This is a genomic window from Mycobacterium lacus (assembly GCF_010731535.1).
Lineage (GTDB): Bacteria > Actinomycetota > Actinomycetes > Mycobacteriales > Mycobacteriaceae > Mycobacterium > Mycobacterium lacus.
This window is the reverse complement of record NZ_AP022581.1, coordinates 2,317,773-2,333,845: the sequence shown is the minus strand read 5'-3', so window position 1 is coordinate 2,333,845 and position 16,073 is coordinate 2,317,773. Positions and strand designations below refer to the sequence as shown.

Below are 16,073 nucleotides of genomic sequence, written 5' to 3'. Positions count from 1 at the left end.
CACGGGAGAGTACCGTTTTGCCGGGAGGCCGGGTGCTCCCGCAGATAGCCTAGGGGGGTTGACCCGCTTGCGGGAGAGAGGGAAGTAGTCAGGTGGCGGACAAGACGACGCAGACGATCTACATCGACGCGGATCCAGCCGAGGTGATGAAGGCGATCGCCGACATCGAGGCTTACCCGGAATGGATTTCGGAGTACAAGGAAGTCGAAGTCCTGGAGGCTGACGACGAGGGTTACCCGAAACGGGCACGGATGTTGATGGACGCAACCATCTTCAAAGACACCTTGATCATGTCCTACGAGTGGCCGTCAGATCGCCAATCGCTGAGCTGGACTCTCGAATCCAGCTCGCTGCTGAAGTCCCTCGAGGGCACGTACCGCTTGGCGCCCAAGGGTTCTGGCACCGAGGTCACCTATGAGCTCTCGGTCGACCTTGCCGTCCCGATGATCGGGATGCTCAAACGCAAGGCCGAACGCAGATTGATCGACGGGGCTCTGAAGGATCTGAAGAAACGAGTCGAGGCTGAGTGAATCCAGTGACTTCGTGGTGTCCGCCCCGGCCCGGATCAGTCTTTTTGTCGGCAAAGGCGGGGTAGGAAAATCCACCCTGGCGTCCGCGACCGCGGTCTGTGATGCCAACGCCGGTCATCGAGTGCTGGTGGTGTCCACCGACCAGGCGCACTCGCTGGGCGACGTGCTGGGCATCGCGGTCCCGCCGACCGGTCGGGGCGCACCCATTCGTGTGCTAGCCGATCTCGGAACCGGGGAGGACCAGGGCGGCGGCGGATATCTCGATGCGCTGGCACTGGACACCCTGGCCCTGCTCGAGTCCAGGTGGCACAACGTGGTCGACGCGCTGGACGCGAGATTTCCCGACTCCGAGCTGAGCAGTATTGCCCCCGAAGAACTCTCGGCGCTACCCGGCATCCAGGAAGTGCTCGGATTGCACGCGGTCGGCGAGCTTGCGGCGGCCGGGCGATGGGATCGCATCGTCGTTGACTGTGCCTCGACCGCGGACGCGTTACGAATGTTGACCCTGCCCGCTACCTTCGGGCTATACGTGGAACGTGCCTGGCCGCGGCATCGCAGGCTGTCCATCGCCGCCAATGACGCCCGGTCGGCCGCGGCGGTGGAACTGTTGGAGCGCATTAGCGCCAGCGTGGAGCGGCTCAGCGCATTGCTGACCGACGGTGAATTGGTCAGCGCTCACCTGGTGCTGACCCCCGAGCGGGTGGTCGCGGCCGAAGCGGCCCGAACGCTGGGTTCACTGGCGTTGATGGGCGTGCGCGTCGAGGAATTGCTGGTCAATCAGGTTCTGGTGCGAGATGAATCCTACGAGTACCGCAACCTGCCCGACCACCCGGCGTTCTACTGGTACGCCGAACGCATCTGCGAGCAACGTGCGGTCCTCGCCGAACTCGACGCCACCATCGGCGACGTGGCGCTAGTGCTGGTTCCGCATCTGGCCGGTGAGCCGATCGGCCCCAAGGCGCTGGGTGGGTTGCTGGACAGTTCCCGTCGTCGCCGCGGAGCTGCGCCGCCGGGACCGCTGCGTCCCGTCGTCGACCTGGAGTCCGGGTCGGGGCTGGAATCGGTCTATCGGCTGAGGCTAGCCTTGCCCCAGCTCGATCCCGGGGCGCTGACGCTGGGCCGGTCCGACGACGACCTGATCATCAGTGCCGGCGGCGTGCGGCGCCGGGTTCGGTTGGCGTCCGTCCTGCGGCGGTGTACGGTGCAGGACGCGCGTCTGCGGGGCAGTGAGCTGACAGTTCGTTTTCGACCGGATCCGGAGGTATGGCCAAGGTGAGTAGGGCTCATACCGACGTCGGTCCCGAGCTGCGGAGGCTAGCGCAGGCGATCCTGGACGGGATCGACCCCGCGGTGCGGGCGGCGGCCGTGATGGCCTCGGGCGCCGGCGTTGGGACCGGCAAGTGCCAGCAGGTGTGGTGTCCCGTGTGCGCGCTGGCCGCCGTGGTCACCGGCGAGCAGCACCCGCTCGTGACCGTCATCGCCAACCACAGCGTCGCTCTGCTGGACGTGATCCGCGCCATAGTCGCCGACATTGACCGATCGGCGCAACCCCCACCCGATGGCCCGCCCGATGGCGGCGTCGCTACCGACACGGCCCCGGGGAACGGCGCGGGAAACGGCGCCGCGAAAACGCGCTATCAGCCCATCCCGGTTAGCCTCGAGGAGTGAGCCGCCGCCGCGCGGAGGTGGTCGGAGGCATCGCTGATGGGTACAGTTGGCGCAGAACACCATCCGGTGCGGCCGAGAGGGAACCATGTGGTACTACCTATTCAAGTACATCTTCATGGGCCCGCTTTTTACCTTGCTCGGCCGGCCGAAAGTCGAAGGCCTGGAACACATCCCGAGTTCTGGGCCAGCGATCCTGGCCAGCAACCACCTCGCGGTGGCGGACAGCTTCTACCTTCCGTTGGTGGTGCGCCGCCGGATCTGGTTCCTGGCGAAGGCGGAGTACTTTACCGGCACCGGGCTGAGAGGCTGGATCAACCGCTGGTTCTACAGCGTCTCCGGCCAGGTGCCCATCGACCGCACCAACGCCGACTCTGCGCAGTCCGCACTGCTAACGGCCGAAGGGCTGCTGGCCCAGGGCAAGCTGCTGGGCGTGTACCCCGAGGGCACCCGCTCGCCGGACGGTCGGCTCTACAAAGGCAAGACCGGGCTGGCGCGGCTGGCGTTGCACACCGGGGTTCCAGTGATTCCGGTAGCGATGATCGGCACCGACGTCGTCAACCCGCCGGGCAAAAAGATGTTGCGGTTCGGCCGGGTCACCGTTCGGTTCGGTAAGCCGATGGACTTTTCGCGCTTCGAGGGAATGGCGGGCAACCATTTCATCGAGCGGGCGGTCACGGACGAGGTGATCTACGAGCTGATGGGCCTGTCGGGTCAAGAGTACGTCGACATGTACGCCGCCAGCGTCAAAAACGGCACCCGTGCCGCGAAGGACGCCGTACGGATTCCCGAGACCGCCGCCGGCTAGTGGCGATCGCAAGCGCGGCGTAGCCGGGCGAAGCGGGTCGCCACCATTGGCGCACGTGGCGATCGCAAGCGCGGCGTAGCCGGGCGAAGCGGGTCGCCACCATTGGCGCACGTGGCGATCGCAAGCGCGGCGTAGCCGGGCGAAGCGGGTCGCCACCATTGGCGCACGTGGCGATCGCAAGCGCGGCGTAGCCGGGCGAAGCGGGTCGCCACCGTCGGAGCGCGTGGCGATCGCAAGCGCGGCGTAGCCGGGCGAAGCGGGTCGCCACCGTCGGAGCGCGTGGCGATCGCAAGCGCGGCGTAGCCGGGCGAAGCGGGTCGCCACCGTCGGAGCGCGTCAGCCGACGGCCGATACCGCAGTCAGTCCGGGAGCGTTGGAGCGTTGGGGAATCGCCCGGGCGGTGACCGTCAGCCCGGAAGCGACGATCACTGCCACCGCCCACCACACGTAGGACATCCCGACAAGTTGTCGCCACCAGACCGCGGTCGTCTCGTGGTGCTTGGGCAGCAAGTCGATCGGCGTCCATCGCATCAGCGCCCACCCGGCGGCGCTAAGGGCTGCCAGTGCGACGTTTCGGCGGTGCCAGGCTAATACGCCCGTCACCAGCACGGCCGGCAGCATCCACACCCAGTGGTGTGACCACGACACGGGTGAGACCACCAACCCGAAGAGTGCGACGCAGATCACAGCCAGGGTCGGCTCACCGGCCCGTAGCACCCGCCGCATCGCCCAAATGGTCGCCGCCAGCACGAGGAGGCACGCGACCACCCACAGCGGGAACCGCTCTTGCTCCCCGAGGCCCAGCCGCGCCAGTGCACCCGCGATGTTTTGATCGGTATTCAGGGCCGCCTCACCAATCCGGTCGGTGTGGTGCAGCGTGTGAGTCCAGTACTCCCACGAGTCGCCCCACGCGAGGGCGAAACCGACGAGTGTCGCGGCCGCGAAAGATGCCAGCGCTGCCCACGCGGCCCGGCTATCCCGGCGCAACAGGAAGTAGAGCAGAAACACCGCCGGGGTGAGTTTCAGCGCGATGCCCAAGCCCAGCATCAGCCCGCGTGGCCATGGCGTGCGACGCGGGAAGCAGTCGGCGAGGACCAGGGTCATGAGGATGACGTTGATCTGGCCGAAGGCGAAGTTGGAGTTGATTGGCTCGAGCCAGATCGCGGCCGGAGCCACGATGACGACGGCCAGCCACACCCGGCGCAACCACGCGGGCCCGTTCAGCACCGTCGAGGTGGTCCACACGTCGAGGCGGGTCAGCACGATCACCGTCGAGATGATCAGCAGGACCAACGTCAACACCGTTATCGCGACGCTGGCGGCGGGCATTTGCAACCAGGCGAACGGGCTGAACACGATGGCCGCCAGCGGGGGATACGTGAACGGCAGGTCCAGCCCGATGGGTGTGTGAAACATCACGTTGCCGCTGTAGAGCGGACGCCCGTCCAACCAGGCCTGACCGCCCATCTGATAGATGTCGATATCGATGCGGTACGGCGTGTGACCGAACAGCCCCCAACACACATGGCCCAACGCCGCAGCGGCCAGTAACCAGAGCAGGCACCACAGCAAGACCCGCCCGCGTCGACTGCCCACGCTGGGCGCCCGCCAATTGCTACTCATGTCGCATGACAGCGTAATCGGTGCCGGCGACCGTTACGTGTGGTGCAGCGCGGCCGCCGGGATGAGTGGGGGTGTGGGGCGTAGTTTTTTACGGTGTTCCGTTGGCTCCAACATGACACCGTCGGTCGCGGTCGGCTGCCGTTGCTGTGCTGCCTGATCGCGTTCATTTTGACGTTCTTCGTGACGCGGACGTTCGTGCGCTTTATCCGTCATCGTGCTGAGAGCGGCTTGTCGCCGAGGTGGTGGCAGCCGCGGAACATCCACATCGGATCGGTGCACATTCGCCACGTCGCGTTCCGGGGTGGTCCTGGTGATGCTGTCCGGACTGACCGTGGTCACCTTGTCGATCGACGGACAACAGCGCGAATTCACAATGGCCGCAATCGCTTTCGGAATCGGGGCGGCGTTGATGCGCGATGGGTACGCGCCGGTCCTGCATCTTGTCCGACGTGTACTGGGAGGAAGACGGGCGCAGCTCGGTGGACGCCGTCTTCGCGGCGGTGGCCGTCGCGGGACTATTGATACCGGGCTTCCGCTGATGTTGTTCCTGCCGATCCGGCATGGCACTAACTGGTGCTGCCACAAAGCATGCTGGTTGGCGGATTGGTGTGACGTTGCCGGTAGCGGTGCTGGCGCTGCTCAAAGGCAAGCTCTGGACCGGGCTGCTGGGCATGTTCATCGTTGTGCTGCTGGTCATCGGGGCGATCCGGCTATCGCGCCCGCATGTCCCCTGGGCCCGGTGGCGGTACACCCGTCAGCCGGACTAAATGTGGCGTGCCCCGCAACGGGAGCGGAGATGGCGTCGCCCCGTCGCGCAAGCCATGCCGCGGCTGCAGTGTGTGGTCGCAGGTACCCCGCGCGTGCCCGACGCGGGTGCGGTCGACGCGCAGCTCGATCATGATGTCCGTCTCGCACCTCCGCCCGAGGGAACCGACCCGATCCTGATCGCCCGATAATTTGGCGAGCAGCCGCAATAGTCCCGAAAATTGTGTGTTTCGGGGACTTTTGCGACTGCTCGCAGGACTAGGCTGCGGCGGTGCGGTACTTCTATGACACCGAATTCATCGAGGACGGCCGCACCATCGAGCTGATCTCGATCGGGGTGGTCGCCGAGGATGGCCGCGAGTACTACGCCGTGTCCACGGAATTTGATCGCGAGCGGGCCGGCGGCTGGGTACGCACCCATGTGTTGCCCAAGCTGCCGTCCCCGGCCTCCCCGGTGTGGCGGTCGCGCAGTCAGATTCGCCAGGACCTGGAGAGCTTCTTCGGCGTCTTCAGTGTCGGGACCAATGATCCGATCGAGCTGTGGGCCTGGGTGGGGGCCTATGACCATGTTGCGCTGTGCCAGTTGTGGGGCCCAATGCCGGACCTGCCCGCGGCAATGCCCCGCTTTACCCGGGAACTGCGGCAGCTGTGGGAGGACCGGGGATGCCCCCCGATGCCGCCGCGGTCACGCGATGCGCACGACGCGCTGGTCGATGCTCGGGACCAGCTGCGTCGATTCCGGCTCATCACCTCCGTTGACGATGCGGGCCGGGGTGCGGCGCGCTGAGCCGCGAAACGGCAAGGGGGCGAGACGGACAATCAGATTAGGGCGATGAGACTTGAGCGGCATTGGCTGCTGTGGCCTCGTTCTCCCTGATCAGCCCGCGGCGATCCCCGGTTACCATGGACCGATGAACTGGACCGTCGACATACCGATCGACCAGCTCCCGCCCCTTCCACCGCTGCCGGCTGACCTGCGGGCGCGGCTGGACGCCGCGCTGGCCAAGCCGGCGGCCCAGCAACCCACCTGGCCCGCCGAACAGGCGGCGGCGATGCGCACGGTGCTGGAGAGCGTGCCACCGGTGACAGTGCCGTCTGAAATCGTCCGGCTGCAGGAACAGCTGGCTCAGGTCGCAAAGGGTGAGGCTTTCCTGCTGCAGGGCGGCGACTGCGCCGAGACGTTCATGGACAACACCGAACCCCACATCCGGGGCAACGTGCGCGCCCTGTTGCAGATGGCCGTGGTGCTGACCTACGGCGCCAGCCTGCCGGTGGTGAAGGTGGCGCGCATCGCCGGCCAGTACGCCAAGCCCCGGTCGGCCGACATCGACGCGCTGGGCCTGAGGTCGTATCGCGGCGACATGATCAACGGCTTCGCCCCCAATGCCGCTGCGCGCGAGCACGACCCGTCGCGGCTGGTGCGGGCCTACGCGAATGCGAGTGCGGCGATGAACCTGGTGCGCGCGCTCACGTCGTCGGGCCTGGCTTCGCTGCATCTGGTCCACGACTGGAACCGCGAATTCGTCCGGACCTCGCCGGCCGGTGCACGCTACGAGGCACTGGCGACGGAGATCGACCGGGGTTTGAGGTTCATGAGCGCCTGCGGCGTGGCCGACCGCAATCTGCAAACCGCCGAAATCTATGCCAGCCATGAGGCTTTGGTGCTCGACTACGAGCGGGCCATGCTGCGGTTGTCCGACATCGAGGGGGAGCTGCAGCTGTATGACCTCTCCGCGCACACCGTGTGGATCGGCGAGCGGACCCGCCAACTGGACGGTGCGCACATCGCGTTCGCCGAGGTGATCGCCAACCCGATCGGTGTCAAGATTGGCCCGACGATGACCCCGGAGCTGGCCGTCGAGTACGTTGAGCGGCTCGATCCGCACAACAAGCCAGGCCGGCTGACGCTGGTGAGCAGGCTGGGCAACAACAAGGTGCGTGATCTGCTGCCGCCGATCGTCGAGAAGGTCCAGGCCACCGGTCACCAGGTGATCTGGCAGTGCGACCCAATGCACGGCAACACCCACGAGTCGTCCAATGGATATAAGACCCGGCACTTCGATCGGATTGTCGACGAGGTGCAGGGTTTCTTCGAGGTGCACCGCGCCCTGGGCACCCACCCGGGCGGCATCCACGTCGAGATCACCGGCGAGAACGTCACCGAATGTCTGGGTGGCGCGCAGGACATTTCGGACACGGACCTGGCCGGCCGCTACGAGACGGCGTGTGATCCGCGGCTAAACACCCAGCAGTCGCTTGAGTTGGCGTTCCTGGTTGCGGAGATGCTGCGCGACTAAGGCCAAGGCCCTACAGCAGTCCGCTCAGGTTGCTGCCAATCGTCCATGCCACGGTCGCGACCAGCCCGGTGAGCGCGATGACGATTGCCACCCAGATCAGCACCATGCGGCGCGAGTGTTGACGCGCCCACACGAATTCGTCGATCGAGATACCGGCGAATTGCCCTGATGCCGGTTCATGCCCGTATTCATCGGCTTCGGCGGGTTCAGGCTGCGGCCAGTCTTCGGGTTCGCGTGTGAACTGGCGGGTCGGGTGGTGTACCTGCTGCGCGGTCGCCCGGCGCTGGTTCATTCGGCTGTGATGCAGCGCCGCCGACCGGTGCTGCGCGGAGTTACGCGGCGCCGGCACCCGGAAGTCCGGCAGCGCCAATTCCTCGGCTATCGCTTCCAGATCGGCGGCCATCTCGATCGCGTCGGCGAACCGGTCGGCGGGGTCGCGGGCGGTCGCGCACGCCACGAACTCGTCGAATTGTGTTGGCACGCCATCGATCACGGCACTGGGGTGCGGCACGTCGGTATCCAGTCGTTGGTAGGCGATCGACAATGCCGAGTCACCGGTGAACGGGGTACACCCGGTCAGCAGCTCGTAGGTGAGGATTCCTGCGGAGTAGACATCGCTGCGGGGACCGGCGTTTCCGTCGCGAACCTGCTCGGGGGACAGATAGGCCGCGGTCCCCAAAATGACGCTGGCGGAGGTGATTCCAGCGGCCGCGACGGCACGGACCAACCCGAAATCGGCGATCTTGATGTCGCCGTCGTCGGAGATCAGGATGTTCTCCGGCTTGACGTCGCGATGCACCAGGCCGGCTCGATGCGCGGCCGCCAGCCCGCCCAGCACCCGGCTAAGCACGGCTGCCACGGCATGCGGCGGCATCGGACCACGCTCGATGAGCAGCTCGCGCAGGGTACCGCCCTCGATGAGCTCCATGACCAGAAACGGATGCCTGCCGTCCAGGCCCTGGTCGTAGACCGCGACCAGCCCGGGGTGCTTCAGCCGGGCGACGGTGCGGGCCTCGAGCCGGAAGCGGGTCAGGAATTGGTCGTCACCGCAGTAGCGAGAATCCATCACCTTCAGCGCGACGGGCCGGTCGAGTCGGACGTCGAGGCCGCGGTAGACCGTCGAGGTACCGCCGCTTGCGATCTTGGCCTGGACGAGATAGCGGCCATCCAGCAAGGTGCTGTCCAACGGGTCGCCCGATCCTGCTTGAGCTCGGCGATGATGCGGGCCGGCAGGGCCCGAGGGGGGGCCGGGCAATCCTGCTTGAGCCACGGGGTCATCGTAGGTGGTAGCGCGATCGGTTGGCAGAAGGTGCGCTAAACGTGGCCACTCGTATGCGTATCGGGTTCTAGACTGGCCCGGTGGGCAGTATTCCCGCCGGCGACGACGTTTTGGACCCTGACGAGCCAACGTACGACCTGTCCCGGGTCGCCGAGCTGCTGGGCGTGCCGGTCAGTAAAGTGCAGCAGCAGCTGCGGGAAGGCCATCTGGTCGCGGTGCGGCGTGGTGGTGGCGTGGTGGTGCCGCAGGTCTTCTTCACCAATTCCGGTGAGGTGGTCAAGAGTCTGCCAGGGCTGCTGACGATCCTGCACGACGGCGGTTATCACGACACCGAGATTGTGCGCTGGCTGTTCACCCCCGACCCGTCGTTGACGATCACCCGCGACGGCACGCGTGATGCCATCAGCAACGCCCGCCCCGTCGATGCGCTGCACGCCCACCAGGCTCGGGAAGTGGTGCGCCGGGCGCAGGCCATGGCTTATTAAAGGGTGTCGAACAACTGGTATGAGTGTTGCCCGCAATGCGGGGCAGTCAACAATGCGATGACGCTCCACCTACAAGCAGGCGTGGCGCGTCCAGCAGCTCGTCGATGCCGGCCGCTGGTATCCGTTACCGCGCCTGTGGCCATGCCCGCCGCACCGGTGGCGCGAATACCTCGACGCCATCCCGGTTGTGTTGCGCACCGGGTGTGCGTGGCGGCATTCCCCGAAAGCGGGTAGGGGTACCCCAGCTTGCGAGGGGGAGTGCCCCTAGCCGCACGACTCACCGGGTGCTGGTCGGCCGCGCACCAGCACTTCCCGCGCTGGTGCCACAACGGGACGGATCGCGCCGACCATCAGCCACGTGCGGGCGGACAGGGGCTACACCGGCCAGGCCGTCACCACGCCGCCAGCCGGGCCGCTGTCACCGTCGATGTGGTGTCCGGGCCGACGCCCGGCCACAAGTTCATCGTCCAACCTCGGCGCTGGGCCGTAGAAGGCACCAGCGGCTGGATCACCACTGAGGACGCATCGACCGCCGCTACTAAAAGGCTTCCTCTACCTCGGTCAAATCGCCGTGCGACCCCACAGACTCGACTCCACCCGGGTGCTCGACACCACCCACCTAGCTAGGGGCCTACTAACGTTGACCGGCCGGCTCCATGGGGACCGGCTTCTCGTCCCCGTCGCCGCGCGGTTCGGCCTCGCGGTAGAGCGCGTACCAGGCCATCAACGCGCAAGCGGTAGCGATCCAGAAATGCAGCCATGAATACATGCCGTGCGATCCGTCGGGCTTGAAGATCACCATGACCCACGTCGAGAACCCCGCGATGGCTGCCATCGCCCGTCGGGACTGGGCCAGGGGGGCCGCCACCGCCAGCGGCCAGGAGTAGTACCACGGCAGGGCGGCGGGAACGAACAACACCACGATCAGCATCGACCAGGCGATGCCCGTCAGCGCGGCCCGGTCATCGCGCCGAAACCGCCACCACAACAGCGGGAGTGACACCGCGATGACCGCGATTCCGATGAACCGGGTGACCCGCAGCAGGGCGTAGAAGTCGACCGCAAAGATACTCCTGCCGAAGGCGTGGATCAGGTTCGCGGCAGCAGTCGGCACCGTCAGCCAGTTGATGATTTTCACCGAGCCGGCCAGCGCGGTCAGCCAGCCCAAGCCCACGCCGGCCACAGCCGACAGCACCGCGAACACCGCGACGAAGATCACCAGGGATGACGCGGCGGCCACCAAAAACGCCTGGACGGGCCGATATCCGCGGCGATCGCGCAGATGACGCATCCACACCCAGAACAGGAACGGCAAGGCAAGCCCCGCGGTGGCCTTGACCGCGATCGCGACCGTGATCAGAGTGATGCCCAGAACATGGCGGCGCTGCAAGGTCAGCGCGATGCCGGCGGCCATCAGGCCGACCATCAACATCTCGTTGTGGACCCCGCCCATCAGGTGGATCAGCACCAATGGGTTCAGAACGCAGATCCACAAGGCCGTTGCGCCGCTGGTGCCCAGCTGGCGGGCCAGTCGGGGGGCAGCCCAGATCAGCAGCGCCAGTCCGGGCAGCATGCACAAGCGCAGCAGCATGGTGCCGACGATCACATGATTGCCGACCGCCATCGTGACAAGCTTGGCAACCAGAATGAACACCGGACCGTAAGGCGCTGTGGTGATCGTCCAAATTGGGCTTACGTTGTCCAGCAACGCATTCGGATTAGCCACCGGACCGACCGCATAGGGATCGAAGCCATCGCGCAGCAGCGCGCCCTGGGCCAGGTATGAGTAGGTATCACGACTGAAGACGGGAACCGACAGCAGCAACGGCGCCAACCAGAATGCGGTGGTAGCCCTCATCGTGAACTCGGTGGCTGAGTTAGGACCGGGGTCGGCGAGGAGGCGTCGGCCCAGTACTAGCCATGCGATCACCATCAGACCCACACCCGCCCACAGCAGAATCGACGACAGCACCAGCCCGTGGCCGAAGCGCAGCCAGGACAGGTGCATCGATTCGAGCAGCGGGTCGTGTGGCTTGGTGCTGCCCGCACCCAGACCGCCCACGGTGATGAGCACCGCTCCCAGGCATCCCAGCCGCGCAGGTCGGGCTTCCGGGGCGATGGCGAACGCGCGCAGGCGCGAAAGATATTGGGTGACAGAGTCTTTCGCCGCGGTGACCATCGGTTCAGGCAGACCGGTCCGTCGCCATCTTGGCCAGTTCGGACAGCCCTACTTTGGCTGCGGCGCTGATGGGGGCGGCGGCCAGGGTGGCCAATGCTTGTTGGGTTAGTTCCTCGATACGTCTCTCCGCGGCGGCCAGCGCGCCCACCCCCACGATGACGTCGCGCAATTCGCGCATTTGCCGGTCGGTAAGCTGAGTACCAATCGAGGTCCGTAACAGGTTGGCCGCCAGGCGATCTGACTTCTCCGCCAATGCCACCGCTTCGGCCACCAAGACGGTGCGCTTGCCCGACCTCAAGTCGTCGCCGGACGGTTTACCCGTCACGGCTGGGTCCCCGAACACGCCGAGCACGTCGTCGCGTAGCTGAAACGCCACGCCGAGTTCGGTCCCGAACTGCTGGAAAACGGTTTGAACGTCGGGTCTGTCGGCCGCGGCGGCCACTCCCAGCTGTAGCGGCCGCGAGACCGTGTAGCAGGCGGTCTTGAACATCGCGACGTTCATCGCCGACTCGATCGACTCCACCGCGCTGGCCTCGGCCAGGATGTCGAGGTATTGCCCGCCCAGCACCTCGGTGCGGAGGTCGGCCCAGACGCGCTGGACTCGTCGCTGGGCGTCGCGCGGTAAACCGGCCTGGGAGACCCGGGAGACGATGTCGTCGGCCCAGGCTTGGGCCACGTCGCCGAGCAGGATCGCTGCCGACATCCCGAACTGGTCCGGCGAGCCCCGCCAGTTCCGGTCGCGGTGCAGCGCTGCGAAGTGCACGTGGGCCGTCGGTCTGCCGCGGCGGGTGGAGGAGCCGTCGATCACGTCGTCGTGGACCAGCGCCCACGCGTGCAGCAGTTCCAGCGCGGAAAACAGCAGCAGCACATCGGGATCGGGATCACGAGTTGCCACCGCCTGCCAGCCCCAGTAGGCGAATACCGGCCGCAGCCGCTTGCCCCCGTTGAGCACAAAATCTTCGAGGCAGGCGATTAAGGCGTCGTAGTCGCTACCGATGTAGGCAGCCTCGCTGCGACGGTCGTGCAAGTACCGTCGCAGTTGGTCGGTAATGGCGCCGGCCAACTCGACGGTTGCCGCTGCTGCTGGGGCGTTGAGGCTCAGCGCGGCGCCCCTTTCTCACTCGGCGTTGTCCCTGGCCCGACAGTGTATTCCGCGCGGGCCCGGGCGGCCTTTTCGGACGGCACGGGCGGGCTCAGCTCGCGGCCGTGGGCTGAGTTGCTTCGACCGACTCACTAATCCCCCCTATGCTGGCGGGGTGACCTGGGTTGGCTGGCCGGCAAGGCCCAGCACCAAAAGGTTTGCGCGGCGTGGCGCGACCGTAGACACAGTCGCCTGACGAAGAGGAGCCGTGTGACCCTCAACACCATCGCGCTCGAGCTGGTGCCACCGAACATCGACGGTGGTAAGGAGCGAGCTTTGGAAGATGCACAAAAAGTCGTGCAGAACTCGTCCGAATTCGGGCTTGACGGCCGGATTCGGCACGTAATGATTCCCGGCATGATCGCCGAGGAGGACGATCGGCCCGTCCCGATGCAGCCAAAGCTGGACGTCCTGGACTTCTGGTCGATCATCAAGCCGGAGTTGCCGGGGCTTAACGGTCTGTGCACGCAGGTCACCGCGTTCATGGACGAGCACGCCCTGCGCGATCGGCTCTCCGACCTGATCGCTGCCGGGATGGAGGGTGTGGTTTTCGTCGGTGTGCCGCGCACCATGAATGACGGCGAGGGCTCCGGCGTGGCGCCCACCGATGCGCTATCGATCTATCGCGAGTTGGTGGCCAACCGTGGCGTGATCCTGATCCCCACGCGGGACGGCGAACAGGGCCGGTTCAACTTCAAGTGCGATCAGGGCGCGACCTACGGCATGACGCAGCTGTTGTATTCCGACGCAATCGTCGGCTTCCTGCGCAAGTTCGCCGAGAACTCGGATCATCGGCCCGAGGTGCTGCTGTCGTTCGGCTTCGTACCGAAGGTGGAAACACGCGTCGGCTTGATCAACTGGCTAATCCAGGACCCGGGAAACGCCGCAGTGGCCGATGAGCAGGAGTTCGTCAAAAGGTTGGCTGGCAGCGAGCCCGCTGTGAAACGCCAGCTCATGGTCGATTTGTACAAGCGCGTCATCGACGGCGTCGCTGACCTGGGTTTCCCGCTGAGCGTCCATCTCGAGGCGACGTACGGTGTCTCGGCGCCGGCTTTCGAGACCTTCGGGGAGATGCTCGCCTACTGGTCGCCGGCCGAGCAAATCTAGCCCGCTCGGCGACGATGCGGGCCGGGACGGCCCGATGAGGAGCCGAGCAAATCTAGCCCTGCGGCTCTTCACCCGGGGCCGTGAACCGGGGGGAGCGGTCCCGGCTGATCCAGGCCAGCAGTGCCACGACACCGGCGGCCGCGAACGACGCGATGGCCAACCAGATGCCCGCCCCGGTGAAAGACCGGGTGTTCGGATCGGTGTAGCGAGCCTGAGCGGTCATCGTGCTCACCACGCCGGGTTTGAGCTTCCACTGCACCACCTCGGGCTCGATGCGGTCACCGTTGGTCGAGGTCACTACCCCGGGAAAGGCGACCGTTAGCTCGACGTCGGCGTCGTTGTCCGTCACCGACGTCAGATCCGCGCGGCCCTCCAGGATCACCAGGTTGCCGTTTCGGCGCAGCGATAGATTCACCCCGGCGGCGTCGGAGTTCATGTTGGCCAGCTGGGGCAGCTCGGCGAAGGTCAAATCGGAAAACACCGCCTGGGAGCCCACGTAGCCATCGCTGTCGTAGTTCGAGACGGCCACCTTCTGGCTGAACGGCAGGTTGCCGTCGAGCTGGGGCCCGGTGTCTTTACTCGTGCGCGGTTTGGCGGCGGCGATGATCTCCCCGGACACCAGGTCATCGGGCGAGATGGTGAGCGACGCTCTGACCCGCAGGCATCCGGTAGCCAGGGGCACCAGTAACAGCAGCATCACGGCGGCCAGCACGCGGCGTCGGCGAGCCGTAAATCCTCGAGTCCGGAGCTGGGGGGAGCTGGCGCGCACCAGGTCATCGTGCCAGATCCGGTGTGCCGCTTTGGCGCGCCCCGTGGGGTAGTGCCTGGTTCGCTACAGCGGCAACGCGCGGCCCAGGATCGCGAATGCCCGTGGGTCGCCCGCGAAGTGGTAGCCGCGAATGATGTCCGTGAAGCCGAGCCGCCGGTACAACCGCCATGCGCGGTTGGGCTCGCCGTTGGTCTCTGGTGTGGAGAGCAAGACGTGATGTTCGTCGCGATCGGCGAGGAGTCGGCGGGTCAATGCCTCGCCCAGGCCACGACCTTGGGCGCGGGGATGAATATGCAGTTCGGTCAATTCGAAGTAGTCGCCCATCAGCCGGGCGATCGCCGGCGGGGGAAAGCCGCTGCGCTGCAAGCCCAGGACTACTTGCTGCTGCCACCACTGACCGGGGGCCCCCTGGTAGCCGTAGGCCACACCGAGCAACGGCGCGTCGCTGAGTTCCGCGCTCGACTCCTGCGCCGCATCCACTGCTTCTGTTTCTACGGCAGCCACCGCCTTCCAACCGCGTCGCCGGATGTGCTCGAGCCACATGGCGGCGCGCTGGTTTTCGGTGCCGCGCGGGTAATGCATCGCGTCCACATACACGCTCAGGGCGTCACCGAGACGGCGCTCCATTGTGTTCGGCGGCAGATCGATGAGGAATATCGCCAACTCGCGGTGTCCTCCTCACGCTGTGATTCGGTGCGGTGCTTCCTCACCAGTATCCGACGGAGTGGCCGCGGATTGACGAGCTGCCTTAACCAGGTTGTACCGCACGGCCGTTCGGGCTCACCGTGTCCCGTGGCTGCACCCGGGATAGAATCGCCAGCGAACTAGTGGTACGGCGCAGATTGACCTCGTATCATCTGAGATAGTTGCCCCGGCAACGGGTATTTTCGTGCTGTTGGTCGTAACGTGACAGTTTGTCGGCAAGGAGGGACGAATGCCACTCTCCGATCATGAGCAGCGGATGCTCGATCAGATCGAGAGCGCTCTCTACGCCGAGGACCCCAAGTTCGCGTCGAGCGTCCGTGGCGCGGGTTTCCGAGCACCGACCGCGCGGCGGCGCCTGCAGGGTGTGGCGCTATTCGTCATCGGTCTTGGGATGCTGGTTTCCGGTGTGGCGTTCAAGGCCACGATGATCGGAAGCTTCCCGATTCTCAGCGTTTTTGGCTTCGTCGTGATGTTCGGTGGCGTGGTGTTCGCGATCACCGGTCCGCGGTTGTCCGGCCGGACGGATCGTGGCAGATCCGCGTCTGGCGCGTCACGCCAGCGTCGCACCAAAGGTTCTGGAGGAGGCTCCTTCACCAGTCGCATGGAGGATCGCTTCCGGCGCCGCTTCGACGAGTAGGCGCAACGGACATCACGGGGCAGCCACCGGCTGCCCCGTTTTTGTTGGCCGCAACGGGGGGGCGGGCACCCAGCCTGCGGTGA

At 66.1% G+C, this 16,073-nt stretch carries 15 protein-coding genes and 1 pseudogene; 10 read left to right on the top strand and 6 right to left on the bottom strand.

What is annotated here, in order from left to right:
- The first annotated feature begins 92 nt into the window (after positions 1-92).
- The 4 genes from G6N24_RS10655 to G6N24_RS10640 all read left to right on the top strand — a co-directional run bounded on the left by G6N24_RS10655 (position 93) and on the right by G6N24_RS10640 (position 3,003).
- Positions 93-530 (top strand): SRPBCC family protein, encoded by a 438-nt coding sequence (locus G6N24_RS10655; protein ID WP_085161874.1) that lies wholly within the window; start codon positions 93-95, stop codon positions 528-530.
- A 16-nt stretch (positions 531-546) separates the two neighbouring features.
- Complete coding sequence (locus G6N24_RS10650) at positions 547-1,806, top strand: ArsA family ATPase (RefSeq protein WP_085161935.1); 1,260 nt, start codon at positions 547-549, stop codon at positions 1,804-1,806.
- Complete coding sequence (locus G6N24_RS10645; RefSeq protein WP_085161936.1) at positions 1,803-2,198, top strand: hypothetical protein; 396 nt, start codon at positions 1,803-1,805, stop codon at positions 2,196-2,198. The genes G6N24_RS10650 and G6N24_RS10645 overlap by 4 nt, the downstream gene beginning before the upstream one ends.
- 85 nt (positions 2,199-2,283) lie before the next feature.
- Entirely contained in the window at positions 2,284-3,003 is a 720-nt protein-coding gene (locus G6N24_RS10640) for a lysophospholipid acyltransferase family protein (protein ID WP_085161875.1), read from the top strand.
- A gap of 336 nt (positions 3,004-3,339) precedes the next feature.
- Here G6N24_RS10640 and G6N24_RS10630 read toward each other — a convergent pair whose 3' ends face one another.
- Entirely contained in the window at positions 3,340-4,626 is a 1,287-nt protein-coding gene (locus G6N24_RS10630; protein ID WP_085161876.1) for a glycosyltransferase 87 family protein, read from the bottom strand.
- Positions 4,627-4,719: 93 nt separating this feature from the next.
- Here G6N24_RS10630 and G6N24_RS10625 point away from each other — a divergent pair.
- From G6N24_RS10625 to G6N24_RS10615, 3 genes and pseudogenes are all read left to right on the top strand, one after another.
- Positions 4,720-5,582, top strand: a pseudogene (locus G6N24_RS10625) (hypothetical protein).
- An 80-nt stretch (positions 5,583-5,662) separates the two neighbouring features.
- A complete protein-coding gene (locus tag G6N24_RS10620) occupies positions 5,663-6,178 on the top strand; it encodes a polyadenylate-specific 3'-exoribonuclease AS (RefSeq protein ID WP_085161877.1) in 516 nt (171 codons plus the stop codon).
- A 124-nt stretch (positions 6,179-6,302) separates the two neighbouring features.
- Positions 6,303-7,688 (top strand): class II 3-deoxy-7-phosphoheptulonate synthase, encoded by a 1,386-nt coding sequence (locus G6N24_RS10615; RefSeq protein WP_085161878.1) that lies wholly within the window; start codon positions 6,303-6,305, stop codon positions 7,686-7,688.
- Positions 7,689-7,698: 10 nt separating this feature from the next.
- Here the strand turns inward: G6N24_RS10615 and G6N24_RS10610 are convergent, their stop codons facing one another.
- Positions 7,699-8,943 (bottom strand): protein kinase domain-containing protein, encoded by a 1,245-nt coding sequence (locus tag G6N24_RS10610; protein ID WP_232070792.1) that lies wholly within the window; start codon positions 8,941-8,943, stop codon positions 7,699-7,701.
- A gap of 104 nt (positions 8,944-9,047) precedes the next feature.
- On the opposite strand from G6N24_RS10610, the gene G6N24_RS10605 reads away from it, so the two are divergent.
- On the top strand, positions 9,048-9,452 hold the full coding sequence (locus tag G6N24_RS10605; RefSeq protein ID WP_085161880.1) for an Rv2175c family DNA-binding protein: 405 nt from the start codon (positions 9,048-9,050) through the stop codon (positions 9,450-9,452).
- 634 nt (positions 9,453-10,086) lie between these two features.
- On the opposite strand, the gene G6N24_RS10600 is transcribed toward G6N24_RS10605, so the two are convergent.
- Both G6N24_RS10600 and idsA2 read right to left on the bottom strand, forming a co-directional pair.
- Positions 10,087-11,631, bottom strand: coding sequence for an alpha-(1->6)-mannopyranosyltransferase A (locus G6N24_RS10600; protein ID WP_085161881.1), 1,545 nt, complete (start codon positions 11,629-11,631; stop codon positions 10,087-10,089).
- Between the two features lie 4 nt (positions 11,632-11,635).
- Positions 11,636-12,694: a bifunctional (2E,6E)-farnesyl/geranyl diphosphate synthase gene (idsA2, locus tag G6N24_RS10595; protein WP_085161882.1), complete on the bottom strand. Its 1,059-nt coding sequence runs from the start codon at positions 12,692-12,694 to the stop codon at positions 11,636-11,638.
- Positions 12,695-12,982: 288 nt separating this feature from the next.
- On the opposite strand from idsA2, the gene G6N24_RS10590 reads away from it, so the two are divergent.
- Positions 12,983-13,879: a mycobacterial-type methylenetetrahydrofolate reductase gene (locus tag G6N24_RS10590; RefSeq protein WP_085161883.1), complete on the top strand. Its 897-nt coding sequence runs from the start codon at positions 12,983-12,985 to the stop codon at positions 13,877-13,879.
- Positions 13,880-13,931: 52 nt separating this feature from the next.
- On the opposite strand, the gene lppM is transcribed toward G6N24_RS10590, so the two are convergent.
- Together lppM and G6N24_RS10580 are read right to left on the bottom strand one after the other, a co-directional pair.
- Positions 13,932-14,576, bottom strand: a complete 645-nt coding sequence (gene lppM, locus G6N24_RS10585; RefSeq protein WP_085161937.1) for a lipoprotein LppM — start codon at positions 14,574-14,576, stop codon at positions 13,932-13,934.
- 135 nt (positions 14,577-14,711) lie between these two features.
- A complete protein-coding gene (locus G6N24_RS10580) occupies positions 14,712-15,311 on the bottom strand; it encodes a GNAT family N-acetyltransferase (protein WP_085161884.1) in 600 nt (199 codons plus the stop codon).
- Positions 15,312-15,582: 271 nt separating this feature from the next.
- Between G6N24_RS10580 and G6N24_RS10575 the strand changes: the two genes are divergently transcribed.
- Positions 15,583-15,990, top strand: a complete 408-nt coding sequence (locus G6N24_RS10575) for a DUF3040 domain-containing protein (RefSeq protein WP_085161885.1) — start codon at positions 15,583-15,585, stop codon at positions 15,988-15,990.
- Positions 15,991-16,073: the final 83 nt, after the last annotated feature.